Origin of the sequence: Succinispira mobilis DSM 6222, from assembly GCF_000384135.1 — a bacterium.
GTDB lineage: Bacteria > Bacillota > Negativicutes > Acidaminococcales > Succinispiraceae > Succinispira > Succinispira mobilis.
The window spans coordinates 389303-412933 of sequence record NZ_KB913028.1; the positions used below are offsets into that span (position 1 = coordinate 389303).

Annotated in this window: 19 protein-coding genes; 13 read left to right on the forward strand and 6 right to left on the reverse strand. The window is 37.3% G+C overall.

The features are described 5' to 3' along the window. Positions 1–12: 12 nt before the first annotated feature. From SUCMO_RS0101860 to SUCMO_RS0101880, 5 genes are all read right to left on the reverse strand, one after another. Positions 13–1161: an efflux RND transporter periplasmic adaptor subunit gene (locus tag SUCMO_RS0101860; protein WP_019878718.1), complete on the reverse strand. Its 1149-nt coding sequence runs from the start codon at positions 1159–1161 to the stop codon at positions 13–15. Between the two features lie 124 nt (positions 1162–1285). Further along, a complete protein-coding gene (pheA, locus tag SUCMO_RS0101865) occupies positions 1286–2176 on the reverse strand; it encodes a prephenate dehydratase (protein WP_019878720.1) in 891 nt (296 codons plus the stop codon). 200 nt (positions 2177–2376) lie between these two features. Then, positions 2377–3144 carry an ATP-binding cassette domain-containing protein gene (locus SUCMO_RS0101870; protein WP_019878722.1) on the reverse strand — a complete coding sequence of 256 codons (768 nt, stop codon included), beginning with the start codon at positions 3142–3144 and terminating at the stop codon, positions 2377–2379. A gap of 19 nt (positions 3145–3163) precedes the next feature. Continuing rightward, positions 3164–3814: an amino acid ABC transporter permease gene (locus SUCMO_RS0101875; RefSeq protein ID WP_019878723.1), complete on the reverse strand. Its 651-nt coding sequence runs from the start codon at positions 3812–3814 to the stop codon at positions 3164–3166. 54 nt (positions 3815–3868) lie between these two features. Beyond that, a complete protein-coding gene (locus tag SUCMO_RS0101880) occupies positions 3869–4048 on the reverse strand; it encodes a hypothetical protein (RefSeq protein WP_019878725.1) in 180 nt (59 codons plus the stop codon). 59 nt (positions 4049–4107) lie between these two features. On the opposite strand from SUCMO_RS0101880, the gene tnpB reads away from it, so the two are divergent. Next, positions 4108–5202: an IS200/IS605 family element RNA-guided endonuclease TnpB gene (gene tnpB, locus SUCMO_RS0101885; RefSeq protein WP_019878726.1), complete on the forward strand. Its 1095-nt coding sequence runs from the start codon at positions 4108–4110 to the stop codon at positions 5200–5202. Positions 5203–5380: 178 nt separating this feature from the next. Here the strand turns inward: tnpB and SUCMO_RS0101890 are convergent, their stop codons facing one another. Beyond that, positions 5381–6139 carry an amino acid ABC transporter substrate-binding protein gene (locus SUCMO_RS0101890; RefSeq protein ID WP_019878727.1) on the reverse strand — a complete coding sequence of 253 codons (759 nt, stop codon included), beginning with the start codon at positions 6137–6139 and terminating at the stop codon, positions 5381–5383. Between the two features lie 173 nt (positions 6140–6312). Here SUCMO_RS0101890 and SUCMO_RS11125 point away from each other — a divergent pair, with 173 nt between their 5' ends. The 12 genes from SUCMO_RS11125 (at position 6313) to SUCMO_RS0101950 (ending at position 23631) form a co-directional block, all read left to right on the forward strand. Then, positions 6313–6753: a cupin domain-containing protein gene (locus SUCMO_RS11125; RefSeq protein WP_281166591.1), complete on the forward strand. Its 441-nt coding sequence runs from the start codon at positions 6313–6315 to the stop codon at positions 6751–6753. 24 nt (positions 6754–6777) lie between these two features. Then, complete coding sequence (locus SUCMO_RS0101900) at positions 6778–7410, forward strand: flavin reductase (RefSeq protein WP_019878729.1); 633 nt, start codon at positions 6778–6780, stop codon at positions 7408–7410. A gap of 119 nt (positions 7411–7529) precedes the next feature. Next, a complete protein-coding gene (locus SUCMO_RS0101905; RefSeq protein ID WP_019878730.1) occupies positions 7530–8297 on the forward strand; it encodes a basic amino acid ABC transporter substrate-binding protein in 768 nt (255 codons plus the stop codon). Positions 8298–8573: 276 nt separating this feature from the next. Continuing rightward, the gene (locus SUCMO_RS0101910; RefSeq protein WP_019878731.1) at positions 8574–14252 is read left to right on the forward strand and encodes a calcium-binding protein; all 5679 of its coding nucleotides are present in this window, start codon (positions 8574–8576) and stop codon (positions 14250–14252) included. A gap of 41 nt (positions 14253–14293) precedes the next feature. Beyond that, positions 14294–16462, forward strand: coding sequence for a peptidase domain-containing ABC transporter (locus SUCMO_RS10165; RefSeq protein ID WP_019878733.1), 2169 nt, complete (start codon positions 14294–14296; stop codon positions 16460–16462). Next, positions 16443–17789, forward strand: a complete 1347-nt coding sequence (locus SUCMO_RS0101920; RefSeq protein WP_083938652.1) for an HlyD family type I secretion periplasmic adaptor subunit — start codon at positions 16443–16445, stop codon at positions 17787–17789. Before SUCMO_RS10165 ends, SUCMO_RS0101920 begins: the two co-directional genes overlap by 20 nt. Positions 17790–17894: 105 nt before the next feature. Beyond that, positions 17895–18431, forward strand: coding sequence for a winged helix-turn-helix domain-containing protein (locus tag SUCMO_RS0101925; RefSeq protein ID WP_019878735.1), 537 nt, complete (start codon positions 17895–17897; stop codon positions 18429–18431). After that, positions 18428–20155 carry an ABC transporter ATP-binding protein gene (locus SUCMO_RS0101930; protein WP_019878736.1) on the forward strand — a complete coding sequence of 576 codons (1728 nt, stop codon included), beginning with the start codon at positions 18428–18430 and terminating at the stop codon, positions 20153–20155. Before SUCMO_RS0101925 ends, SUCMO_RS0101930 begins: the two co-directional genes overlap by 4 nt. Positions 20156–20174: 19 nt before the next feature. Beyond that, positions 20175–21158 carry a UDP-N-acetylglucosamine 4,6-dehydratase (inverting) gene (gene pseB / locus SUCMO_RS0101935; RefSeq protein ID WP_019878738.1) on the forward strand — a complete coding sequence of 328 codons (984 nt, stop codon included), beginning with the start codon at positions 20175–20177 and terminating at the stop codon, positions 21156–21158. Further along, positions 21158–22306: a UDP-4-amino-4,6-dideoxy-N-acetyl-beta-L-altrosamine transaminase gene (gene pseC, locus SUCMO_RS0101940; protein WP_019878740.1), complete on the forward strand. Its 1149-nt coding sequence runs from the start codon at positions 21158–21160 to the stop codon at positions 22304–22306. The genes pseB and pseC overlap by 1 nt, the downstream gene beginning before the upstream one ends. Before the next feature lie 9 nt (positions 22307–22315). Continuing rightward, complete coding sequence (pseF, locus tag SUCMO_RS0101945; RefSeq protein ID WP_019878741.1) at positions 22316–23014, forward strand: pseudaminic acid cytidylyltransferase; 699 nt, start codon at positions 22316–22318, stop codon at positions 23012–23014. Continuing rightward, the gene (locus tag SUCMO_RS0101950) at positions 23014–23631 is read left to right on the forward strand and encodes a pseudaminic acid biosynthesis-associated methylase (RefSeq protein ID WP_019878742.1); all 618 of its coding nucleotides are present in this window, start codon (positions 23014–23016) and stop codon (positions 23629–23631) included. The genes pseF and SUCMO_RS0101950 overlap by 1 nt, the downstream gene beginning before the upstream one ends.

Here is a 23631-nt window from a genome sequence, read left to right on the forward strand (position 1 = left end):
TAGAATCCTCCCCTATTTTGCGTCTTTTTTATATAATTCTTCAAGCGTAACTTCTTTAGCAGCTACAGGAGTGCCTGTTGGTGCTTTTTGGAAGCCTTCGACAATGATAACGTCGCCTGCTTGTAAACCACTTTCTACTAACCAAAGGTTCCCAATCCGTGCCCCCATTTTTACGGCGCGCATTTCGGACTTACCTTCAGCGTTTACGACGCTGATAAATGTTTTATCTAATAATTCTTGTACGGCTTTTTGGGGCACTAACAGTGCGTTAGGGCGAACATCGCCTTGGGCTTTGAGGCGGGCAAACATTCCAGGGACAAGTAGTCCATCTGGATTGTCGAAAACAGCTTTAATAGTAAGTGTTCCCGTATTGCTACTTAAAGCACGATCCACTTGTTCAACTTTACCTTTATATTTATAAACAGTACCATCGCTTAAGGTTAACTCTAAGTCGCGAGAAGTGGCTGTTTGTAAATTTTGGCGCGCTTGAACCAATTTAATATATTCATTTTCACTGATACTAAACTTAACACGTACGGGATCAGTTGAGGAAACTGTAGCTAGAACCGTATCGCCAAGTTTAGCATAAGTACCAATGCTGATATCTTTGGTATCTAGCTTGCCATCAATGGGTGAGCGTACTAAAGTATCGTTGAGATCTACTTCAGCTTGATTTAAACTAGCACTACGCGCTTCTACTTGCGCTAAGGCTTGTTGTTCTTCGGCACGAATATTGTCGAGGGTTTGACGGGCAATGGCGTTTTGCGAAGCTAGAGTTTCGTAACGGGCTACATCGCGTTGTACTCTAGAAAGCGTGGCTCTGGCATCAGCGAGTTGGGCCCGCGCATTCCAAGTTGTAGCTTCATATTGACGCGCATCAATTGTAAATAACGGTTGTCCTTTGGTAACGTATTCGCCGCCTTTGACATGCTTGGCAATAACTGTGCCAGAAACATTAGCTTTAATAGGCACTTCATCGCGTGCTTCTACTTCACCAACAAATTCATAAACCATAGGTGTGTCTTTTTGGATAACATGCATGGTTAACACAGGAACTTGTTTAGGTTGCATCGCGGCTTGCTTGTTGCCACAAGCGGTTAAACTAACAGCTAGGGCGACGGTAACGGCACCGACTAGCAGGGCTTTTTTTGCTTTATGCATAATAATCCTCCCGAGTAAAATTTATTAAACATTTATGGGTTATTTTTCGCAACGTACAATAATAATACAACAGAGTTGACTAGTAAGTCAACTCTGTTGGGGAAATTTTGTTACCAAAGATCACTTAATAATTGAATACGGGATACTCACCCATAATATAGTAAACCACATCATTATTAAGATCTTTTAAAGCATCTTTTAAAGATTTTTTGGCATTTTTGTTATTTAATTCTAATAAAAAGTTATATTCGCCAAGCACTGTTTTGGCAGGTTGATCGTGGATAGTATCAAGAGTATAGCCAGCTTTTAATAAATTTTGTAAGGCTACAGCCACATCATTAGCTGAGGCTTTAAAGTAAATAGTACTCTTAGGTCCAGCTTTTACTGGTTTGGCTTCGGGATCGACTAACTTTACGACCCAAAAACGAGTAACATTTTTACGCGTGATTTGTAAATCTTCGGCTAAAGTTTTTACAGGATAGACTTTACCAGCTTGGGGGCCAGCAATACCCGCTAAACTAAGGTCATTAGATTCGGCAACTAAGCGTACGGCTTCGGCGGTACTACTAGTTTCGATTAATTTAGCATGAGGCAGGTTTTTGTTTAACCAAGTTCGAGATTGAGCTAAACCTTGTGGGTGCGAATAAACTGTTTTGATATCAGTTAACCCTGTATTGGGTAGGGTAAATAATTGTTGGCGAATTGGCAAGTTTAACTCAGCCACAATTTGGTAATCGCCACTAGTTAAAACATCATCAAGATATTTGTAAACTGGTCCGCCTAAGGTGTTTTCTACGGGGACTACGGCAAAGGCGATTTGCTCACTTTTAAGTGCCTGCAAGCTTTCGGCTACTGTTTTGTAAATAACAAATTTTTCCTCGGGGCTAGTGAAATATTTTTGGGCAACTTCCTCGGTAAAAGTTCCAGCAGGGCCTAGATAGCCTACGGCGGCTAATGCAGGACTAGTGGAAAACAAACTTACAACTAGAACTAAAATGGCTAATAGTTTTTGCAAAAAAATCAACTCCTAGATAAAATTTTATTTAGTCTCGCCAAGCAGGAAAAAGAAGTGCGGCGGGATTAATTACAGAAAAAATAACTGAAAAAACTAATTAAAGGTAAGGATTTTAGAGAAAATACAATAGCTGTTAGGTGTATAATTTCTTAGTTTGTAACTAGAATTAGAATTAAAGTTAAGTAAGAACTTTAGCAAAGCTAAAACTGCATAAAATAATTTTTTAAAAATTCTCGGGTGCGTTCTCGCTTCGGCTGAGTGAAAATTTCGGCACTAGTACCTTCTTCTTCAATTACACCTTTTTCTAAAAAAATGATGCGATCAGATACATCACGGGCAAAAGCCATTTCGTGAGTGACAATAACCATAGTCATTTTCTCTTGGGCCAGATTTTGAATAGTTTTAAGGACTTCCCCGGTAAGTTCTGGATCGAGGGCTGAAGTAGGCTCATCAAACAGCATAATTTCCGGCTTCATTGCTAAGGCCCGAGCAATAGCTACCCGCTGTTTTTGACCACCTGAGAGACTATTGGGAAAACTGTGTAATTTATCGAGCAAGCCCACTTTTTCTAATAAAATTTTAGCCTCAGCGATTAAGCTGGTACGCTCCCGCCCTTGAACAATTAGCGGGGCTTCAATTAAATTGTCTAGCACACTCATATGCGGAAACAGGTTGAAATTCTGAAACACCATGCCCATGGTCGAGCAAAGTTGCAAGGCTTGCTTTTCGGGGATATATTCAATTTGTCCTTGAGCATTGCTAGTAACTAAAGGCTGACCGTTGATTTTTATTTCGCCACTATCGATGGTTTCGAGTTTATTTAGGCAACGCAAAAAAGTGCTTTTGCCCGAGCCCGAAGAGCCAATCATGGAAATTACTTCGCCAGCGCGAACTTGTAAGTTCACCCCTTTGAGTACTTCTAAACTGCCAAATTTTTTGCGAATATTGTTGGCTTCTATTTTATACAAAATTATTTCCTCCGCAAATTTAATTATATTGAGAATATTTTTTCTCAAGTTTTTCGAACATTACCGTTAATACCAAAGTCATCAACAGATAAAAAATGCCGGCAACCACAAAAGGCATAATATTAAAATCTCTTTGCACTAACGAGCGGGTAGTACGTAAAAGGTCATTCATGGCTAAAACGTAGATTAGAGAAGTATCTTTAACTAGCGTAATGGTTTCATTACTTACTGGTGGTAACACATGGCGAATTACTTGGGGCAGAACAATACGACGCATGGTTTGCGTATAAGTCATACCTAAAGAGCGAGCGGCTTCATATTGTCCTTTATCGATGGCTTGAATTCCTGCTCGGAAAATTTCCGCAAAATAAGCGGCATAATTTAAGCTAAAGGCTAATAAAGCCGCAGGAAAATCATCTAAGCGTACACCGATAACTGGGACAAAAGGTAGACCGAAATAGACAAAAAGTAGTTGTAACATTAGCGGTGTGCCACGCATTACCCAAATGTAAGTGGCGATACTAGAACGCAAGCCACGATTACTAGACATCCGCCCTAAGGCCAGTAATAGCCCTAAAGGAATAGAGAGAATTATCGTGATAAAAAACATCTGCAAAGTTGCGGATGTACCTTCGAACATCGCGGGTAAAATCGAAATTATATAGTCCAAAATTCTATACCTCAATCTTAAAATTTATCATCGTTTGCAAGAAGACTCCCACCTCTAAGTTTCCTTGCTCGCGTTAGCGAGAACGAAGGTGGGGGATGAATTGTCCTTCTTTTTGAGATATTCAATACTTAGTTTTTCAAGTATTTTGCTAACATCGGTTCCTTCTTGAATAGCTTGGATTTTCAACTCTTTCAATATTTCGCTGTCTAATGTTGTAGTAAATTTCACTCGCATAAATGATTCCTCCTATTGACTTAATACGTGTATAATATGGGTAAAGGAGGTGAAAGTCAATGCATAAAGCTTATAAATTTCGTCTATACCCAACAAAAGAGCAGGAAACTATAATTGCCAAGTCGATTGGTTGTAATCGTTTCGTGTATAATCACTTCTTAGCAAAAAGAAAAGAAGCCTATGAGGAATATGATACAACAATTAACTATAATGGCTGTTCTGCGTTGCTAACCAAGCTTAAGAAAGAATTTCCTTGGCTAAAAGAGCCTGATTCTACTTCACTACAAACTACACTAAAAGACTTAGATTCTGCTTATCAGAAGTTTTTCAAAGAAAAGAAAGGCTATCCCAAATTCAAGTCTAAGAAAAATCCTGTGCAATCGTATACTAGTAAATGTAATAATTCCTCTATCCGAATCGTGGATAATATCATTAAACTACCTAAACTTGGACTAGTGAAATTCGCAAAATCAAGGGAAGTTGATGGGCAAATAATCAGTGCTACGATTCGTCGTAATCCATCGGGTAAATATTTTGTATCAGTATTGGTTGATGTGGAAATAGATCAATTACCCGTAGTTGGTCAATCTATCGGTGTAGACTTGGGAGTCAAAGACTTCGCAATCCTCTCTACTGGTGAAAAAATACATAACCCTAAATACTACCGCAAATTAGAGCGTAAATTAACTAAATTGCAACGATCACTATCTCGAAAAACAAAAGGTAGTAATAACCGCAATAAAGCTAGAATTAAACTTGCTAGACACCACGAAAAGATTGCTAATTGTCGCCGTGATTTTCTACAAAAGCTATCTACTAGGCTAATTCGTGATAATCAAACGATTTGCTTAGAAGATTTGCAAACTAGCAATATGATTAAGAATCATAAATTAGCAAAATCAATTGCCGATGTGGGATGGTCTGAATTTCGTTCTATGCTTGATTATAAGGCTAATTGGTACGGCAGGACTATTTCAGTCATTGGAAAGTCATTCCCGTCTAGTCAAAACTGTTCTGTTTGCGGATATCGCAACAGAGAGGTAAAAAACTTGAACCTTAGAGAATGGGAATGCCCAAACTGCCATACTGTGCATGATAGGGATGTGAACGCAGCAAATAATATACTTGCTGAAGGACTTCGACTTTTGGCTTAGTAGCCAAAGAACCGTGGGAATTACGGGGATAGCTTGGTTAAACGCTGACACTGGTCGGCGTGTTCCCAAGAATCCACCACTTCTATAAGTGGTGGTAGTTCAAGTACTTATTATACCATAAGCTGACACCAAAAACAGGGGCAGTAACTGCCCCTGTTTATAAATTGTCGAGCGTATTTTATTTTACAATATTGGCACCAAACCATTTTTCGGAAATCTTAGCACTAGTGCCATCTTTTTTCATTTCATCGAGCGCTTTTTGTAATTGTGTAACTAATTCTTTATCTTCTTTGCGCATGCCTACGCCGTATTCTTCTGTACCAAAGTTATCAGTGAGCACCTTATACTCATTGGCTTTTTTAGCAATATAATAACGAGCAACAATTTCATCTAAAACAATCGCTTGCGTACGACCAGCTTTTAAATCCATAAAAGCGGCAATATTATCAGCATATTTTTTTACTTCTTTAAATTGCTTGCTAATTGGCTCTTTGTTTACTGCATCAAGACTGCTACTGCCATCTTGGAGACCTACGCTTTTACCAACTAAATCGGCTTTAGTTTTTATTGGTGAATCCGCTACCACTACTAGTACTTGGCGATTTTCCATGTACGGTTTAGAAAAAGCAACTTTTTCTTTGCGAGCCTCAGTAATCGTAAAGCCATTCCAAAGCATATCTACGCGTTTACCGTTTAATTCAGCCTCTTTAGCGGACCAATCAATTGGTTTGAATTCTACTTCTTTCTTCATTCTTTTGGCAGCTTCGCGCGCCATATCAATATCAAAACCAACTAAATTATTTTTATCATCACGAAAACCCATAGGTGGAAAATGATCATCGAGGCCGATAACTAATTTTTTCTTTTCACTACCGCAACCTACGAGCAATACTGTTGTTAATAAAAGCAAACAAACTAAACTAAAAATTTTTTTCATCACAATGACCTCCGTTTATTAATGCTGTGCTTATTATACTTTAGTTAGTTAAAGTTGTAAAGAGTGAAAGAGTGAAAATTAATCAGCTTGACGAAAACTTAGGCTACAACTAAAATGAAGATAATCATTATATATATTAAGGTAGGCGATAAATTATTGAAGCGAAAAAAATAATTGCAAAACTGGATTTAGAAAAACATCCAGAAGGTGGCTATTATCGGCGTTTATATTTGCAAACCGAGAACTTTGCCAGCAGTATCTACTATCTACTACCCGCGGGTGAGAAATCTTGCTTTCATAGTATGTGCGCTGATGAGCTCCTATTGTTTCATCAAGGAGCACCCTTGCAGGTGTTGATAATTGGGGAGACTGGAGAAATCGGAAATTATAGCCTGGGAAATAATCTTTTAGTTGGCGAACAGCCCCAATTGAAAATTAAAGCTGGGCAAATCTTTGGCATGCAAGTGCGGCCTGAAGGTGAATATAGCTTAATTAGTTGTGTAGTAACTCCAGCCTTTACGTTTGAACAGTTTAAACTGTATACGCAAGCTGAATTAGTAGCACGTTATCCCCAAATAGCTAAAAGTACCCTAAAAGAATTTTGTTTTGCTTAAAAATATTAAAAGGGTGTGAACGACATGAGAAAATGGAAATGTACAGTGTGTGACTATATTCATGAAGGGGATAATCCCCCGGAGGAATGTCCTTTATGCGGCGTTGGGCCAGAACTTTTTGTAGAAATCATTGATACAGTCCAAAGTCTTTGCCCAGAAAGTGTACGTAGCTGCAATGTGGGCACAATTCGCTCGAGTTTAGAAAAAATTTCTTATGGCTTGTACGTGCTAACTAGTCGCGATAAGGCTGGGAAAATTAACGGACAGTGTGTAAATACGGTATTTCAGTTAACGGACATTCCCCCACAAATTGCCGTGAGCGTTAGTAATGAGACTTTAACTTGTGAATATATCAAAGAATCAGGCGTAATGGCGATTTCCTTTCTGCGCGCCGATGATATTGCTAATGTACGGCACTTTGGTTTGCAAACTGGCAGAAAAGTAGATAAATTTCAAGGTATAGACTATATTTTGGGGAATTTAGGCTGTCCAATTTTGAGCAACTGCCTATCTTACCTTGAAGGAAAGGTCTTGTGGGATAAAACAAGTAATGTGGGCACGCATACTTTGTTTGTAGTAGAAGTAACAGGCGGGTTGGTAGCTAATACTGGTGCGGCTCTAACTTATGAAAAATATCGGGAAAGTAAAAACAAATAAGCTTGCTAATTGACTACTATATATGGTAAATAGTGGCTCGGGCGGGAAAACTTGAAAAAAGCCAATTAAAATACTATAATGATAAAGTATGCAATTATATTTTAAGGAGTGTCGTAAAAGTGAGTTTAAAAAAAGTTTTACTAACAGCCCTGTTAGTCCTAAGCGTAGCTTTAGTAGGTTGTGGCAGTGACAAAGCTGCCAAACAAGATAAGGTGCTTAAAGTAGCAACTAGCCCTGACTTTGCCCCTTTTGCTTTTACAGAAGAGAAAAGTAAAGAGTATGTAGGTTTTGAAATGGATTTAATTAAAGCCATCGCTAAACAAATGGGCACGAAAGCTGAAATTAGCAATATCAGCTTTGACGGTTTAATTCCCGCATTGCTCGCTAATAATGTGGATTTAGCAATTTCTGGAGTAACAATTACGCCAGAGCGGCAACAAAAAGTTGATTTTAGCCAAGCTTACTATCGTTCAGGGTTATCAATTATGGTGCGGACAGAAAATAATGAAATCAAGAGCTTTAAAGATTTAGCAGGTAAAAAAGTAGCGGTGCAAATTGGTACTTCTTCAGCTACTGCCGCAAAAAACATTCCTAATGCCACGGTACGGGAGTTTAACTTAGTTCCAGAAGTAGTAATGGAGCTGCAAAACAAAGGTGTAGATGCGGTAATTAATGATTTACCAGTAAACCAATATTTCTTAGCCACTACTAAAACTAAAGATGTGAAATTAGTAGGCGAGCTTTTAAGTACAGAAGATTACGGAATTATGGTAAATAAAGGTAATAAAAAATTGCTCGAACAAATCAATAAAGCCATGGATGAACTTAAGAAAAATGGTGAATACGATAAAATTTATAAAAAATGGTTCGGCGAACTAAAAAAATAAACACTTTGACTAAGTAAAGTAAGTTAAAGGGAAAATAAAAAATAAGAAAAGTGTTCTCTGGTGAGGTTGTTGAACTGTCTCCGAAATTCGGATCTGAAAAATCCAACTTTGGAAGGCCGTTCATAATTGCTAGAAAACACTTTTGTTTTTTTATTATGGTCCTATTTTTCGCCGGTGACGACAATTTAAATTGAAAAATAATACTTACTAAAGTATAATTTATAAATAAATATAGGAAATATTAAAAGCAATTATTTAATGGGGGGCGAAATTCAGGTGGCAAAAAAGTATATTATAGGTACGGACAACAATGAAACCTTAATAGGCACGGAGTTAGATGAAGTTATAGATGCAGGAATAGGTAATGATGTTTTAGATGGTGGTGCTGGCAATGATATTCTATTAGGCGGTGCTGGCAATGATGTCTTAAATGGCAATGATGATGATGATTTATTAGATGGAGAACTTGGTGTTGACAAAATATACGCAGGGATTGGCAATGATCGAATCATTTACGATGCCGCAGATGCTTATATAGATGGTGGTGCTGGCGATGATACATTAGATGCAAGTCGCTATGGCACTGGTGTTAATATCGATTTAAATTTGAGCGGTAAATTTGCAGGAATTGAAAATGTAATTGGTGGTAATGGCAACGATGTAATTAAAGGGACGCAAGCTTCAGAAAAGTTACAAGCCGGTAGCGGTAATGATATCATAGATGGTGGTGCTGGTGACGATCTAATTGCTGGTGGTGCAGGTTTAGATCAGTATATTTTCAAGGGTAATTTCGGTCATGACACTATTGAAAGCAACAAGAGTAATTTTGAAGATACTATTGTATTAGATAAAGGTGTGGAGTATGAAAATTTAATTTTTGAACAACAAAGCAATGACTTAATAATAAGAATAACAGATGCAAATGGCGCTGTTAAACAAGACGATGATATTTTACTTAAAGGCTACTTTACAAAAGATATTAATGGTGATGCCGATTCTAACTATAAATTGATTAATTTTAAAACAGGTAGTGGAAAAACTTTTAAATATGTTCATGGTGATTTGGCAGGAGAGTATATTCGCTCTGGTAATGGCGACGATATAATAAAGGCGGGCGCTGGCAATGACTATATATATGCTGGCGGTGGTCGTGATAAGATATATGCGGGTAGTGGTGATGATACAATACTTTATGATGCTGTTGATCTTTATGTAGATGGTGGAGAGGGAACAGATATTTTAGATGCCAATGAACAGAAAGTTGCAGTTGCAATTGATTTAAATAATTTGAAATATAAAGATATAGAGAAAGTTTATGGTGGTTGGGGTGCGGACAAGCTTAAGGGAACAGCTTTAGGTGAAGAAGTTTTAGTTGGGGGATCAGGGAATGATATTTTAGATGGTGGTGGCGGCAATAATGTTCTCAGTGGTGGAGATGGAGCTGACCAGTATCTTTTCAACTTGCAGAACAACACGATTGGATCAACGATAATAACAGCACACGAAAGCAATGAACAAGACACGATTGTCTTTGGGAAGGGGATCGAAAAAGAAAACCTTCAATTTTCTAGGCTCGATGATAATTTAATTATTAATGTTGTTAACGCCAATGGCGATTTGAGCGGTGATATAAGACTTGAAAATTATTTTGCAACATCTGGGGACTATAAAATTAAAAACTTTAAAACAGGTAGCGGTAAAACCTTTACTTATACAATGGGAACTTTGGATGCAGATTTTATCGTAAGTAATGGTACAAATGATATTATTGATGCTACTAATGGTGACGATACTATCGATAGTGGAGCTGGCGATGATTTCATCAGAGCTGGAGCTGGCGATGATTTCATCAGAGCTGGAGCTGGTATTGATATCTTAAATGGTGAGGCTGGAGCGGATATTTTGTTAGGGGGAGCTGGCAATGATATTTTAGATGGCGGAGCTGGAGCAGATGTTTTAGATGGCGGCTTAGGCAACGATAAAATTTATGCTGGGACAGATGATGATCGGATAATTTATGATGCTGCCGATATATATCTAGATGGTGGTAGTGGCGTAGATACCCTTGATGCCACAAATCAAGTACGTCCAGTGGTTATCGACCTAACTAATACCACCAAATATCAGAATATAGAAATTGTAAAGGGCGGCAATGGTAATGATACAATCAAGGGCTACGGAGAACAACAAGAACTATATGGTGGAGCAGGAAATGATACTGTCTACTCTAATAATGAGGGTGTAGCTGCTGAACAAATAATTTTAAATGGTGAAGCTGGCAATGATACGTTGTACTTAAGTGGAGCAGGTAACCTTATAGGTGGGTTAGGCAACGATACGTATGTAATTGGCGGTGTTAAAGCTGGAACAGTAATTACTTTAGACGATCAAGGTGAACTGGACGAAGTTAATAAGCTTGCCTTCAATGGGACTCTAGCAAATTTAAAATCAACTGAGGTAGGGTTTGAAAGTTATGGGGCAGACTTAAAATTAAACATAAGTGGCGCGACTCTTCTGATAAAAAACTGGAGCAATAATCCTTTAGCGAACATAACGTTCAAAGATAAAGTTGTAAGCAATAAAGAAATCAATACTTTGTTGGCAGAGCAAGCTTTAGTACGTCAAGTACATGAAAATGAAACTATTGCAACCTTGCCTAGAAATGAGCGCTTTAAATTTGCTGGTGAGTTTGGCATGGTTACAATTGAAGATATTGCCAGCGATGATATTTTAGATTTCAGCGCCTATACTGATGGCGAATATGGCCCGAATATGATGAAAATAGCTGATGACCTGCAAATTAGATTTAACAAGTGGGATGACGATAATGATACAGGTGTTTTAGTGGGGACAATATTATTAAGAGGCTATTTTAGTAACGATACAGCAACTAGCGGCATAATGATGAGCCTGAATAATCCTAAAGATGGCAAAGTTGTGACAACAAGAGTTTTGGTTGGAGCAGAAGGAGCAGATTTAAATTTGCAGGGTACGACTGGCTCAGACTATATTTTAGGTGGAGCGGGCGATGATGTAATTTATGGTGGAGCGGGCAACGACTTTATAACTGGTGACTGGGGCGATGAAAGCCCTAGTAGTGGTGATGATAATTTATATGGTGGCGACGGTGATGATGAGCTTTGGGACGATCACGGTACTAATGAATTATATGGTGGCAATGGTAATGATAATTTAAGTGTTGATAAAGTTGAAAGCAATAAGCTATATGGAGAAGTGGGCAATGATGTTTTAGAAGCATGGGGCAATAATAATTTACTAGATGGTGGCGATGGTGATGATGCGCTGCTAGCATCAGGGGAAAACAACATGCTAAAAGGCGGTAGCGGTAATGATACTTTGACTGTAGAACACTCAGGTAATTTAAATAATCAAGCTGGAACCTTAGAAGGCGGATTAGGCATAGACACCTACGTGCTAAAAGAAAGTAGTCTATACAATGTTGTGATTGACAATAGAACGGACAATTCGCTTAAAGATATACTTAAAATCGAAAATGATGCTAACTCTGCGTTATCAGGAGATTTTCTATACTTGTTAGTTGCGAATGATTTGAAGCTAAAACATAGAACTACTGGAAACGAAATAACAATAGCGGGTTGGAAAACTAAACCATTAAGTAAAATTGTTTTTGCGGATCGTGAATTATCTACAGCGCAAATCAATACGAAATTAAATAGTTTTGTGATAAAGAGTGTTAATCCAGGACAAAATATAACTGCAAATGTTGGAGACAATGAAAAATTTGTATTTAAGGGCTTGTTTGAGGATGTAAGTATTACGGATATTGCCATAAATGATGCCTTGGATTTTTCGAGTTATAAAGGGGGCGACTATGGCCCTAGTTTTGAAAGAAGTGGTGCAGATTTAAAGCTTGTATTTAATAAATGGGAAAATGATAGTGCAACAAAAATGGGTTCAGTCCTGTTGAAAGACTGTTTTGCAAGCCCCATAGCTGGTGAATTAGGGTTTATCATGACTAATCCGAGTACTGGAATTGCGGTGAATAGTAAACTAATAATTGGCACAGATGGTAATGATGCTAATATTATTGGTACGGCTGGTGTTGATTATATAATGGGTGCCCATGGTGATGATGTAATACATGGTGGAGCGGGCAATGATATGATTACTGGTGACTGGGGTGATGAAATCCCTGCCACAGGCAACGATGAGTTATATGGTGATGATGGTGACGATATGATTTGGGATGATCATGGAGTTAACAAGATGTATGGTGGTAATGGTAATGACACAATCGTAGCTGATGGTGTAAACAATAATGAGCTATATGGACAAGAGGGAAATGATAAACTAGAAGCGTGGGGAAATAGTAATTTGCTTGAAGGTGATAATGGGCATGACCAGCTATTGGCAGTTGGTGCTGATAATAGCTTAAATGGTGGTGCCGGCAATGATACCCTAACAATTTCAGGTAGGCAAGGTGGAATTTTGGCTGGCACAATGACTGGCGGAAAAGGTTCAGACACCTATATTATAAAAAACCTGGCAGGTTGCAATGTAATAATTGATAATAGCAGCAATGATACGGGAACAGATATTTTAAAATTCCAAGGCGAGACAATTGTTAGAGCCGCTGACTTTAGCTATACTTTGTTAGAGCGAGATCTACAGATGAAACACGAGGCTACTGGAGAAATAGTTACAATTCAAGGTTGGTTAGACAAGCCTTTGACGCAGATAGTTTTTGCTGATAAGACATTGACCACAGCACAAATAAATGCGCTAGCAAATTTAAAAGTTGCCACTGGTGTTGCGGAAGTTTTTAGCTTTAAGGGTAACTTTGAAAATACGGTAATAAAAAACATTGGCAGTACAGATACTATCGACTTTAGCAGTTACATTAGCGGTGACTGTGGGCCTGTATTTAAGAGGGACAATCAAAATTTAATTATGGAAATACATGACTGGGATGATGCTAGTGATGACGATAAAATTATGGGCGAGATAAAATTTGCGGACTATTTTAATAATCCGACAAATTTCTCGGTTAAACAATTCGATGCAGAAACTGGCAAAGTATTGACAAGTAAAATAATGATTGGCAGTGAGAATAATGAGACTATCAATGGTTCAGCAGGAGCAGACTACATTTTAGGTGCTTCTGGTGATGATATAATTTATGGCGGAGCAGGTAATGACATTATTACCGGAGACTGGGGTGATGAAAGTCCTAGTGCGGGGAATGATAAATTGTATGGTGGAGCGGGCAATGATTATCTCTGGGATGATTATGGGCAAAATGAACTGTATGGTGGCGATGGCAACGACGATTTGATGGTAGAAAATACTTATGGCAACAAGTTATATGGCGAAGCGGGGAATGATCGCCTAGAAGCTTGGTTTTGCCCATATCCGGAAACACAATATACCACAGGTCATTTATTAGATGGCGGTAGTGGCGATGATGAGTTGTTAGCATGGGGTAAGGACCATAAACTATATGGTGGCAGTGGGAATGATAAGCTGGTTTTACATGATGCAGGTCATTATGATGGAATGGCAGGATTATTAAATGGTGGAGCGGGCAATGACCAGTATTTTGTGGCTCTGAATGGTGCAGGGAACAAAAATATCACTGTCGAAAATGCGGGCGGCCTAATTACGGATATCGACAAACTAACTTTGGGCTATTCTGTTACATGGGAAGATGAGGAAGTTGCTACGACTGGAGTAGATAAGTTTACATTTAATAAAAATGGTACAGATTTAACAATTACAACGAGTAATCTTGAAGGTGGAAATTCAACGATTACAGTGAAAGATTTTTGGGATATTAATAATAACTTAGCTGTAGATGCTTTAGACCAATTTGTCTTTGATGAGGGATATCTCCAAAAAGAAGATATTAATACAGCTTTTAATACGGGAAATAGCAATGTTGTTTTTGCAAGCAGTGATTTAAAAAATAATTAATTTACAAAATATAAAGACGAAAGGTGGCTTTTAACCAAATAATGTGGTCGAAAGATAAAATCTTGAGTCTAGAAACCAGCCAAGAGCAGCTCTTATTTTTGAGAGCTGTTCTTATTGCTACTAAATTCATGCGTATACCTTTAGATATTGGCAAAATCCAGCAAGAGTTGTCTTTAAGCAACACGGCAGATTGGTCAATGGAATTGTTGCGTGCATTAAAAAATGCTGGTTTTCGGGCAAAATGGAAAGAATACAGCACAACAAAAGAGATAGATGATATCCCTAAACCTTTTATCGTAAAAAACACAAGTGGTGAAATTGGTGTTGTAGTAAGGACAGAGGCTAAGAAGGTAGTCTTTTATAATGCTAAAACAGCACAACCGGAAACCATGGGAGAAGAAGAGTTTCGAGAAAAATGGGATGGGGTAGTATTTTTAATAAAAACACAGTTAAAGTTAGATAACCTAAAACACAAATTTGGTTTAACTTGGTTTTTGCCAGTTTTCTGGCAGTTTCGCAAATATTTTCGTGAAGTGTTAATGGCTTCGTGTTTTATTCAAATTTTTGCATTGGTGAGCCCGCTATTTACACAAGTAATCATTGATAAAGTTTTGGTACACAAAGGGTTTTCGACCTTGAATGTTTTGGCGATGGGTTTGGCAATAATAGCCGTATTTCAAATGATTTTAGGTTTTTTACGAACTCATATTTTCACAACTTTAACAAATAAAGTTGATGTGATTTTGGGGGCGCGTTTATATAAACATATAGTATCCTTGCCCTTGCGGTATTTTGAAAATCGGCGAGTGGGAGAAACAGTAGCCAGAGTCAAGGAACTAGAAAACATTCGTCAGTTTGTCTCAGGCTCTTCGTTGATTTTGATTATTGATACGATTTTTGGCATTATTTTTATAATTGCGATGTGTTGGTATAGTTTAAAACTTAGTGCTGTAGCTTTGGCGCTTATTCCATTTATGATTATGTTAAATATGATAATTACCCCAATTTATCGACAAAAATTAGATGAGAAATTTGCTGCTGGAGCTCTAAATCAATCATTTTTAGTAGAGTCAATAACTGGGATGACTACAGTAAAGACGCTGGCATTGGAACAACAGTTTATGAATAAATGGGAAAATCTGCTGGGAAGCTATGTGAAAAAATCATTTAACGTGTACAATGTGGCCAACATAGCTAACAATATAGGTGGTTTTTTTCAACAAATCTCAGTGCTACTAATATTGTGGGTAGGAGCACATCTAGTTATAAGTAACGAACTATCAGTAGGACAGTTGGTGGCATTTCAAATGTTAGCAGGTCAGGTTAATGGACCAATTTTACGTTTGGTGGGAGTTTGGCAACAATTTCAACAAACACGAGTTTCGATAGAAAGAATTGGCGATATCATGAATACGCCCATAGAAAAACAAAGTAGCGGCGAGCAAGTAGAAATTAGTGCAGGTGAAATTTGTTTAGAAAAAATTTCTTTTAAATATCAATTCGATGGCTTAGCTGTTTTGCAAGATATAAATTTAAAAATTTCTGCTGGTACGATGGTTGGCATTGTAGGGCCGTCTGGTTCAGGGAAAAGCACTTTGGTTAAAATAATTCAAAGGTTATACGAGCCAGATAATGGACGAGTTTTAGTTGAGGGAGTAGATATAAATAACTATAGCCCTAGCGAATATCGTAAAAAAATCGGTACTGTACTACAAGATAATCTTTTGTTTCAGGGTACGATTGCTGAAAATATTGCAGTAAGCAAACCATATGCCAGTATGGAGGAAATTATACAGGTTGCTAAATTATCAGGGGCACATGATTTCATTATACAAATGCCCCAAGGTTATGAAACAGTAATTTGTGAACGAGGTGATTCCCTCTCTGGGGGGCAACGACAAAAAATAGCTATTAGTAGAGCTTTAATGGGTAATCCGAAAATATTGATTTTTGACGAAGCCACTAGTGCCTTAGATGCTTTGTCAGAAAGAGAAGTTATGAAGCAGATTGAAAAATTACGTCAAGGGCATACTTTGCTGATAATTACGCATCGCTTGGTTAATGTGAAAAATTGCGATTTTATTTTTGTGATGGATAAGGGCGAAGTTTGTGAACAAGGAAAGCATCAAGAACTACTAAATTTAAGGGGCATATATCATCAGATGTACCAACAACAAGAAGGGGGTGCAAATGATGTGGAAGAAATTTGAAAAATTTATACAAAGTTTAGAAACTGATGACAAAGAGTTTTTGCCAGTAGCGATAGAAGTTTTGGAAAAACCACCTTCACCAATGGGACGCTTGTTGATATGGTTTGTTTTATTGTTGCTAATAGTTGCTTTAGCTTGGGCTTTTTTGGGAAATATTGACGAAGTTGCAGTGGCTCAAGGTAAAATAATTCCTAAAGGTTATACAAAGGTTATTCAAGCTGAAGATAAAGGTATTGTAAAGAATATTAATGTTAAAAACGGGCAAAAAGTAAAAAGTGGGGAAATTCTCTTAGAACTGGACCCAACGGTTACGGAAACAGATTTAAATAGTGTGCGGAAAGAAATTGCCTATTACCGCTTAAATATCGAAAGAATAAATGCAGAGTTAACTAGTAAACCATTTAATATTACAGATAAAAAAGGTTTTGATGCTAAAGATTTGTCAGCACAACTAAGTTTGTATCAGAGTAGACAAGCAGAGAAAAATTCACGTCTAGAACTTTTAGATGCGCAAATACGACAAAGTAGCAATGAGGCACAGGTCATAGCGGCAGATCTGCAAAAAAACATTGAATTGTTAAAAATTGCCCAAGAACGAGAGCAAATGGTGGAAAAACTACATCAACAAGATGCGGTGGCCTATTTTACCGTTTTGGGTTATCGTTCTAGTCGGGTAGAAATAGAACAAAATATGCGTGCGGCAAATGCAAATTACGAAAAGGCAACAGCGGCAATTTTGGCAACAAAAGTTAGTAGACAGAGCTATCTAGCAGAGCATACTAGAGAATTACAAGAGCAATTGGCACTGTATCGGAAAGAGTTAATGCGCTTAGAAGAGACGGAGCGAAAAGCTGCTCAAAAAAATCGATTAATACAAATAATTTCGCCAGTTGCTGGTATTGTGCACAGTCTCAATATTCATACAATCGGCGCAGTTGTGACAGAAGCCCAGGCTATCTTGATGATTGTTCCGGAAGAAACTGAATTTGAGGTAGAAGCATGGTTAGAAAACAAAGATATCGGCTTTGTGAAGATGGGTCAAGAAGTGGAAATAAAAGTCGAATCTTATAGTTTTCAAAAATTTGGGGTTTTAAAGGGATTAGTAAAGGAAATTGGTGCAGATTCCATTGAAGACCCAAATAAAGGAAGATTATACAAAATAATTGTTAGTTTAGAAGATAATAAACTATCTCGCGCAGAGCAAGAACTTAAAATAGGACCGGGTATGAATGTTACTGCTGAAATTAAAACGAGACAGAAACGAGTGATTGATTTCTTTTTAGAACCCATACAAAAATATAAAAGTGAAGCTTTGCGGGAACGTTAAACTGAAAAGTTTTTGGGAACTTGTCAAACAAGATGAATTGAGTTAAAATATTGGCAAGAGTAAAAAACTTACTCATGTAAAAGAAATTAAAATGAGGGTAAAATTTTGTTAGAACATTTAATTACTTCGAAAACTAGGATTAAATTATTATTGAAATTCTTTGCTAATCCTGGCAATAAAGGTTATCTGCGCGAATTAGCCAAAGAGTTTGCCGAATCGACTAACGCGGTACGGGTGGAACTTAATCGCCTAGCCCAAGCAGATTTGCTGAAATGCGAGGATGAAGGGCGAACCAAAGTGTATTCGGCTAATGAACGGCATACTTTATTTCCGGAAATTAGCTCAATGGTGCATAAATTTTTGGGGATTGATATATTGGCGGAGCTTATTGAAAGTAAGGTCATAGCTCTTGGTCAGGTACAGCTAGTGGCGATTATTGGTGACTATGCCCAAGGAATAGATAGTGGGCTAATTCAAGTAATGATTTTTGGCGAAAGCCTAGATACAGAATTATTAGCGCGATTCCAAGAAAAAGCACAGGAATTATTAGGGAAAAACATTAGTGTGCAAATTTTGCCACGCAGTGAGATTAAAAACTGGCAAGCAAATGAGATGCTGGTAGTATGGGGAGATAAGTTATGAGTTTGATTGGGAAAATTCTCAGCATTTTTAATCGACGTGAACAGTGGCAGTGTTTTGGTATTATAGTTTTGACCTTAATTGGGGCGGTATTTGAAGCTGTAGGTATTAGTGGGATTTTGCCATTGGTATCAATGTTAGCGGATGAGAATTTTATTAGTAAATATCCTCAGGCACAGAATTTATTTGCTCAAGTCGGTTTAACAGAACCTAGGGAAATATTACTGGCTTGCACTTTTGGTTTGATGGGTTTCTTTCTTTTTAAAAATATCTATATGTTTGGCATCGCCTATTTGCAAATGCGCTTTACTTATGCAAAACAAAACTATTATGCTAGTGCCTTGATGCGCCTATATTTGTCGAAACCTTATCTGTATCATGTAGAGAAAAACAGTGCAGAATTAATTAGGAATGTTGTAGGAAACGTGCAAAACATTTTTTCTGTAATGGTAGTAAATGCTTTTTCGTTAATAACAGAAATATTTATAATAGTTTCAATTTGGGTAATGTTAGTTTATGTAGATGCATTTTTAGCAATTATAGTTGTTTTTTTCTTACTAATAGTCATATATTCTTTGGTTAAAAGTATAAAGAAACGATTAACCGAACAAGGAGAAATACAGCAAAAATACTCTCTTGAAGCTTATAAAAACTTAAATCAAGCATTGGGTGCAGTTAAAGAGACTAAAGTTTTAGGAAAAGAAGAATATTTTGCTAATCAATTTTCACTGGCTTTTACTGCCTTTAATAAAGCAAATAATAATTATAATTTAATAAATCAATTGCCAAGATTTTGCATAGAAACAATAATTATACTAGGGATTCTAATACTTATTTTTTATAAGATATCAAATGGACAAAATTCTTCACAAATAGTACCAATATTAAGTTTGTTAGCTCTAGCAGCATTCAGGTTAATGCCATCAGCAAATAGAATAGTGGCTCAATATAATACGGTACGTTTTTATATGCCGTCGCTAGACACAGTGTATAAAGATTTTATGCAAATAAAATCTGAAAAAATTATTTTTAGTGATAAAGTACTAAAAGAATATTTTTTCGAAAACTTAAAAATAGAAAAATTGGAATTTATTTATCCGCAAAACAAAGAAAAGGTATTGAAAGAAGTATCTTTTGAAATAAACAAGGGGAACTTTGTAGGCATAATTGGTGAAAGTGGGGCTGGGAAAACCACTTTTGTAGATATTTTGTTAGGCCTTTTAGAACCAGCAAGTGGGAAAATAACTGTAGATGGCGTAGATGTTTTCCAAGACATAAGAAGCTGGCAGAAAATCTTGGCCTATGTACCGCAGAGCATTTATTTAGTGGATGGAACAATTAGAGAAAATATTGCTCTAGGCGAAGAAACAGAACATATAGATGAGGCAATGGTTTGGCAGGCACTAAAAATGGCAGAACTGGATGAATTTGTGCAAAAGTTACCAGAGGGGCTAGCAACAAAAGTTGGTGAACGGGGTGTAAAGCTATCAGGGGGACAACGACAAAGAATTGGGATTGCCAGAGCCTTGTATAGTAAGCCACAGGTGTTGATTTTAGATGAGGCTACTAGCGCTTTAGATAGTCAAACTGAGCAAAATATTACCGAGACAATTTTGAAACTTAAAGGCCAGTTGACGATTATCGCAATTGCGCATCGCTTAAGTACGTTAGAAAAATGTGATTTTAAAGTGGAATTTAAAGATGGTTATGCAACAGTTGTAAAATAAAAAATAGGGGTGTTGGGTATTGTTTAATAATAAAAATATTTTAATTACAGGTGGTACAGGATCCTTTGGTAAAGAGTTTATCAGAACGCTATTGAAAAAATATAGTCCCAGAAAAGTTATAGTTTTTTCGCGGGATGAGTTAAAACAATTTGAAATGAGCCAAACCTATAATCAAGACTGTATGCGCTATTTTATCGGTGATGTGCGCGATGAAGCACGGCTGAAACAAGCAATGTACGGTATAGATTATGTAGTGCATGCCGCAGCTTTAAAGCAAGTTCCAGCCGCAGAGTACAATCCGATGGAGTGTATCAAAACCAATATTAACGGGGCTCAAAATGTAATTAACGCTGCAATTGTCTGTAAGGTAAAGCAAGTTATTGCCTTATCAACCGATAAAGCTGCCAATCCGATAAATTTGTACGGTGCCACGAAACTAGCGTCTGATAAATTATTTGTGGCGGCTAATAATATTGTAGGCGATCGGCCGACTCGTTTTGCTGTGGTTAGATATGGCAATGTGGTTGGTTCTAGAGGTTCGGTAGTACCATTTTTCAAAAAATTAATAGCCGCAGGTGCTAAGGAAATTCCGATTACTCACCCAGCAATGACCCGCTTTTGGTTGCCGCTACAGCAAGGGGTCGATTTTGTGTTTAAAAGCTTTGAAAGAATGCAAGGCGGTGAGATTTTTGTACCGAAAATTCCTTCGATGCGGGTAACGGATTTGGCAGAAGCAATTGCTCCAGGCATCCCCCAGACAATTATCGGTATTCGACCTGGGGAAAAGTTACATGAAATTATGTGTCCGTTAGATGCTTATTATTTAACCTTAGAGTTTCATGATCATTATGTTATCAAACCGACAATTAATTTTGGCCGAGAAATTAATTATGAAATCAACAAATTAGGCGAACAAGGAAAGTTAGTGCCAGAGAATTTTGAGTATAACTCGGGGACTAATGAGCATTTTCTCACAGTAGAGGAGCTAAGGGGGTTAGAATAGTGATACCTTATGGCAGACAAAGTATTAATAACAAAGATATCGAAGCGGTACTCGCAGTATTGCAATCAGATTTTTTAACTCAAGGACCAGCAGTAGAACAGTTTGAGCAGGCGGTAGCTAGCTACGTGGGCGCAAAGTATGCTGTGGCAGTGGGTAATGCCACGCAAGCTCTACATATTGCCTGTTTAGCCGCAGGTTTGACGGACGCAGATGTATTGTGGACTACCCCAAACACCTTTGTGGCATCAGCGAACTGTGCTCGTTATGTAGGCGCACAAGTAGATTTTGTAGATATTTGTCCTAAGACTTATAACCTGAGTGTAAGTGAACTACAAAAGAAATTAGAAAGTGCAGAAGTACTACCTAAAGTAGTTATTCCTGTGCATTTTGCTGGACAAGCCTGCGCGATGCAAGAGCTAGCAGAACTTGCTAAGCAATATAACTTTAAGGTTATTGAAGATGCCTCACATGCAATTGGTGGGGAATATTTGAGTGGTAAAATTGGTAATTGTAAATTTTCAGAGATGACAGTATTTAGTTTTCATCCAGTTAAAATTATTACAACAGCCGAAGGTGGGATGGTTACTACTAATAGTAAAGAGCTGTATGAAAAGTTAAAGTTATATCGCTCACATGGGATAACTAGAGATGCGGAACTATTGCTAGATAAAGAAGTTGGCCCATGGTATTATGAACAACAATTATTAGGGTTTAACTATCGAATGACGGATATGCAAGCAGCATTAGGTTTTAGTCAATTACAAAGGGTGGATATTTTTGTAGCTAAAAGACGGGAGTTGGTGGCTCGTTACAATGAGCTACTACAAGAACTACCACTAATTAGGCCATATCAAGCACCAGAGGCGAATTCGGCTTGGCATTTATATGTAATTTGCTTACAGCTCGAGAAACTTAGCAAAACTAAAAGACAAATATTTGAAGAACTGCGCGCAGCAGGTATAAATGTAAATTTACATTATATTCCCGTACATACTCAACCATATTATCAAGCACTAGGTTTTAAGTGGGGGGATTTTCCCAAAAGTGAAAGTTACTATCAAGCCGCAATAACATTGCCGCTATATTATGATTTGAGCTATGAGCAACAAAATGAGGTAGTTGCTTGTTTGAAGGAAATATTAAGGTAGGCGATTATTATGAGTAATTTAGCTATTATTACCGCTCGTGGTGGTAGCAAAAGAATTCCACGCAAAAATATTAAAGACTTTTGTGGCAAGCCAATAATTTATTATTCCATAAAAGCGGCAGTAGAAAGTGGTATATTTTCAGAAGTAATGGTGTCAACTGATGATCAAGAAATTGCTGATTATGCATTGCAATGTGGCGCGAAAGTGCCTTTTATGCGCAGTGCCGTTACGGCTAATGATTATGCAACAACGGCTGAAGTTTTGATAGAAGTTTTGGCAGAGTATAAAATGCGAGGACGAGAGTTTGATATTGCATGCTGCATTTATCCTACAGCCCCATTTATAACAGCGGAAAAATTAAAAATAAGTTATAAAAAATTGTTGGAAAAACAAGCCGATAGTATATTGCCAGTTGTACGTTTTTCTTTCCCACCACAACGCGCTTTTGTTATTGAAAACAGGAAATTGTGTTATAAATGGCCAGAAAATCGAAATACAAGGTCGCAAGATTTAGAACCGTTTTTTCATGATAGTGGACAATTTTATATGTTTTGCGTGTCTAGGTTTTTAGAAACAAAGAGTTTGATAATGGAAAACACCATTCATCATGAAGTAAGCGAATTAGAAGTACAAGATATTGATAATATCGAAGATTGGAAATTAGCAGAAATAAAATATCAAATCTTAAAAAGCAAGGAGAATATATAGTGAGTACATATAAAACAGAGCAGGAAGAATTTTGGGCAGGCGAATTTGGGAATGATTATGTAGAGAGAAATAAAAGCCAGGAATTGCTAAGTACTAAACTGGCTTTATTTAGCAAGATTTTGCAATCAACGGAAAAAATCGATTCTTGTTTAGAACTAGGAGCCAATATAGGTTTAAATTTGAGAGCGATAGGTTTACTGTTGCCAAAAATAAAAATGACTGCAGTTGAGATAAATAAAAATGCAGCAGAGGAATGTAGGAAAAACCCTCAGGTAACAGTATATGAGCAGTCAATATTAGATTTTTCATCTAGCGAAAAATGGGATATGACATTTACTGCAGGTGTGCTGATACATTTAAATCCAGATGAGTTAAATAAAGTCTATGATATTTTATATAATAATAGCAATAGATATATTTTAGTTTCAGAATACTATAATCCTTCGCCAGTAGAAGTGGAGTACCGAGGGAATAGCCAGAAACTTTTTAAACGAGATTTTGCAGGAGAGATAATGAATCGTTTTTCTGATTTAAAATTAATTGATTATGGTTTTATTTATCATAGAGACAATGTTTTTCCAGGTGATGATTTAACATGGTTTTTAATGGAAAAATAG

Coding starts and splice junctions, on each gene's coding strand:
- SUCMO_RS0101860 (WP_019878718.1), bottom strand. CDS start 1,161: ATGCATAAAGCAAAAAAAGCCCTGCTAGTCGGTGCCGTTACCGTCGCC.
- SUCMO_RS0101880 (WP_019878725.1), bottom strand. CDS start 4,048: ATGCGAGTGAAATTTACTACAACATTAGACAGCGAAATATTGAAAGAG.
- tnpB (WP_019878726.1), top strand. CDS start 4,108: ATGCATAAAGCTTATAAATTTCGTCTATACCCAACAAAAGAGCAGGAA.
- SUCMO_RS0101890 (WP_019878727.1), bottom strand. CDS start 6,139: ATGAAAAAAATTTTTAGTTTAGTTTGTTTGCTTTTATTAACAACAGTA.
- SUCMO_RS0101900 (WP_019878729.1), top strand. CDS start 6,778: ATGAGAAAATGGAAATGTACAGTGTGTGACTATATTCATGAAGGGGAT.
- SUCMO_RS10165 (WP_019878733.1), top strand. CDS start 14,294: ATGTGGTCGAAAGATAAAATCTTGAGTCTAGAAACCAGCCAAGAGCAG.
- SUCMO_RS0101920 (WP_083938652.1), top strand. CDS start 16,443: ATGATGTGGAAGAAATTTGAAAAATTTATACAAAGTTTAGAAACTGAT.
- SUCMO_RS0101930 (WP_019878736.1), top strand. CDS start 18,428: ATGAGTTTGATTGGGAAAATTCTCAGCATTTTTAATCGACGTGAACAG.
- pseF (WP_019878741.1), top strand. CDS start 22,316: ATGAGTAATTTAGCTATTATTACCGCTCGTGGTGGTAGCAAAAGAATT.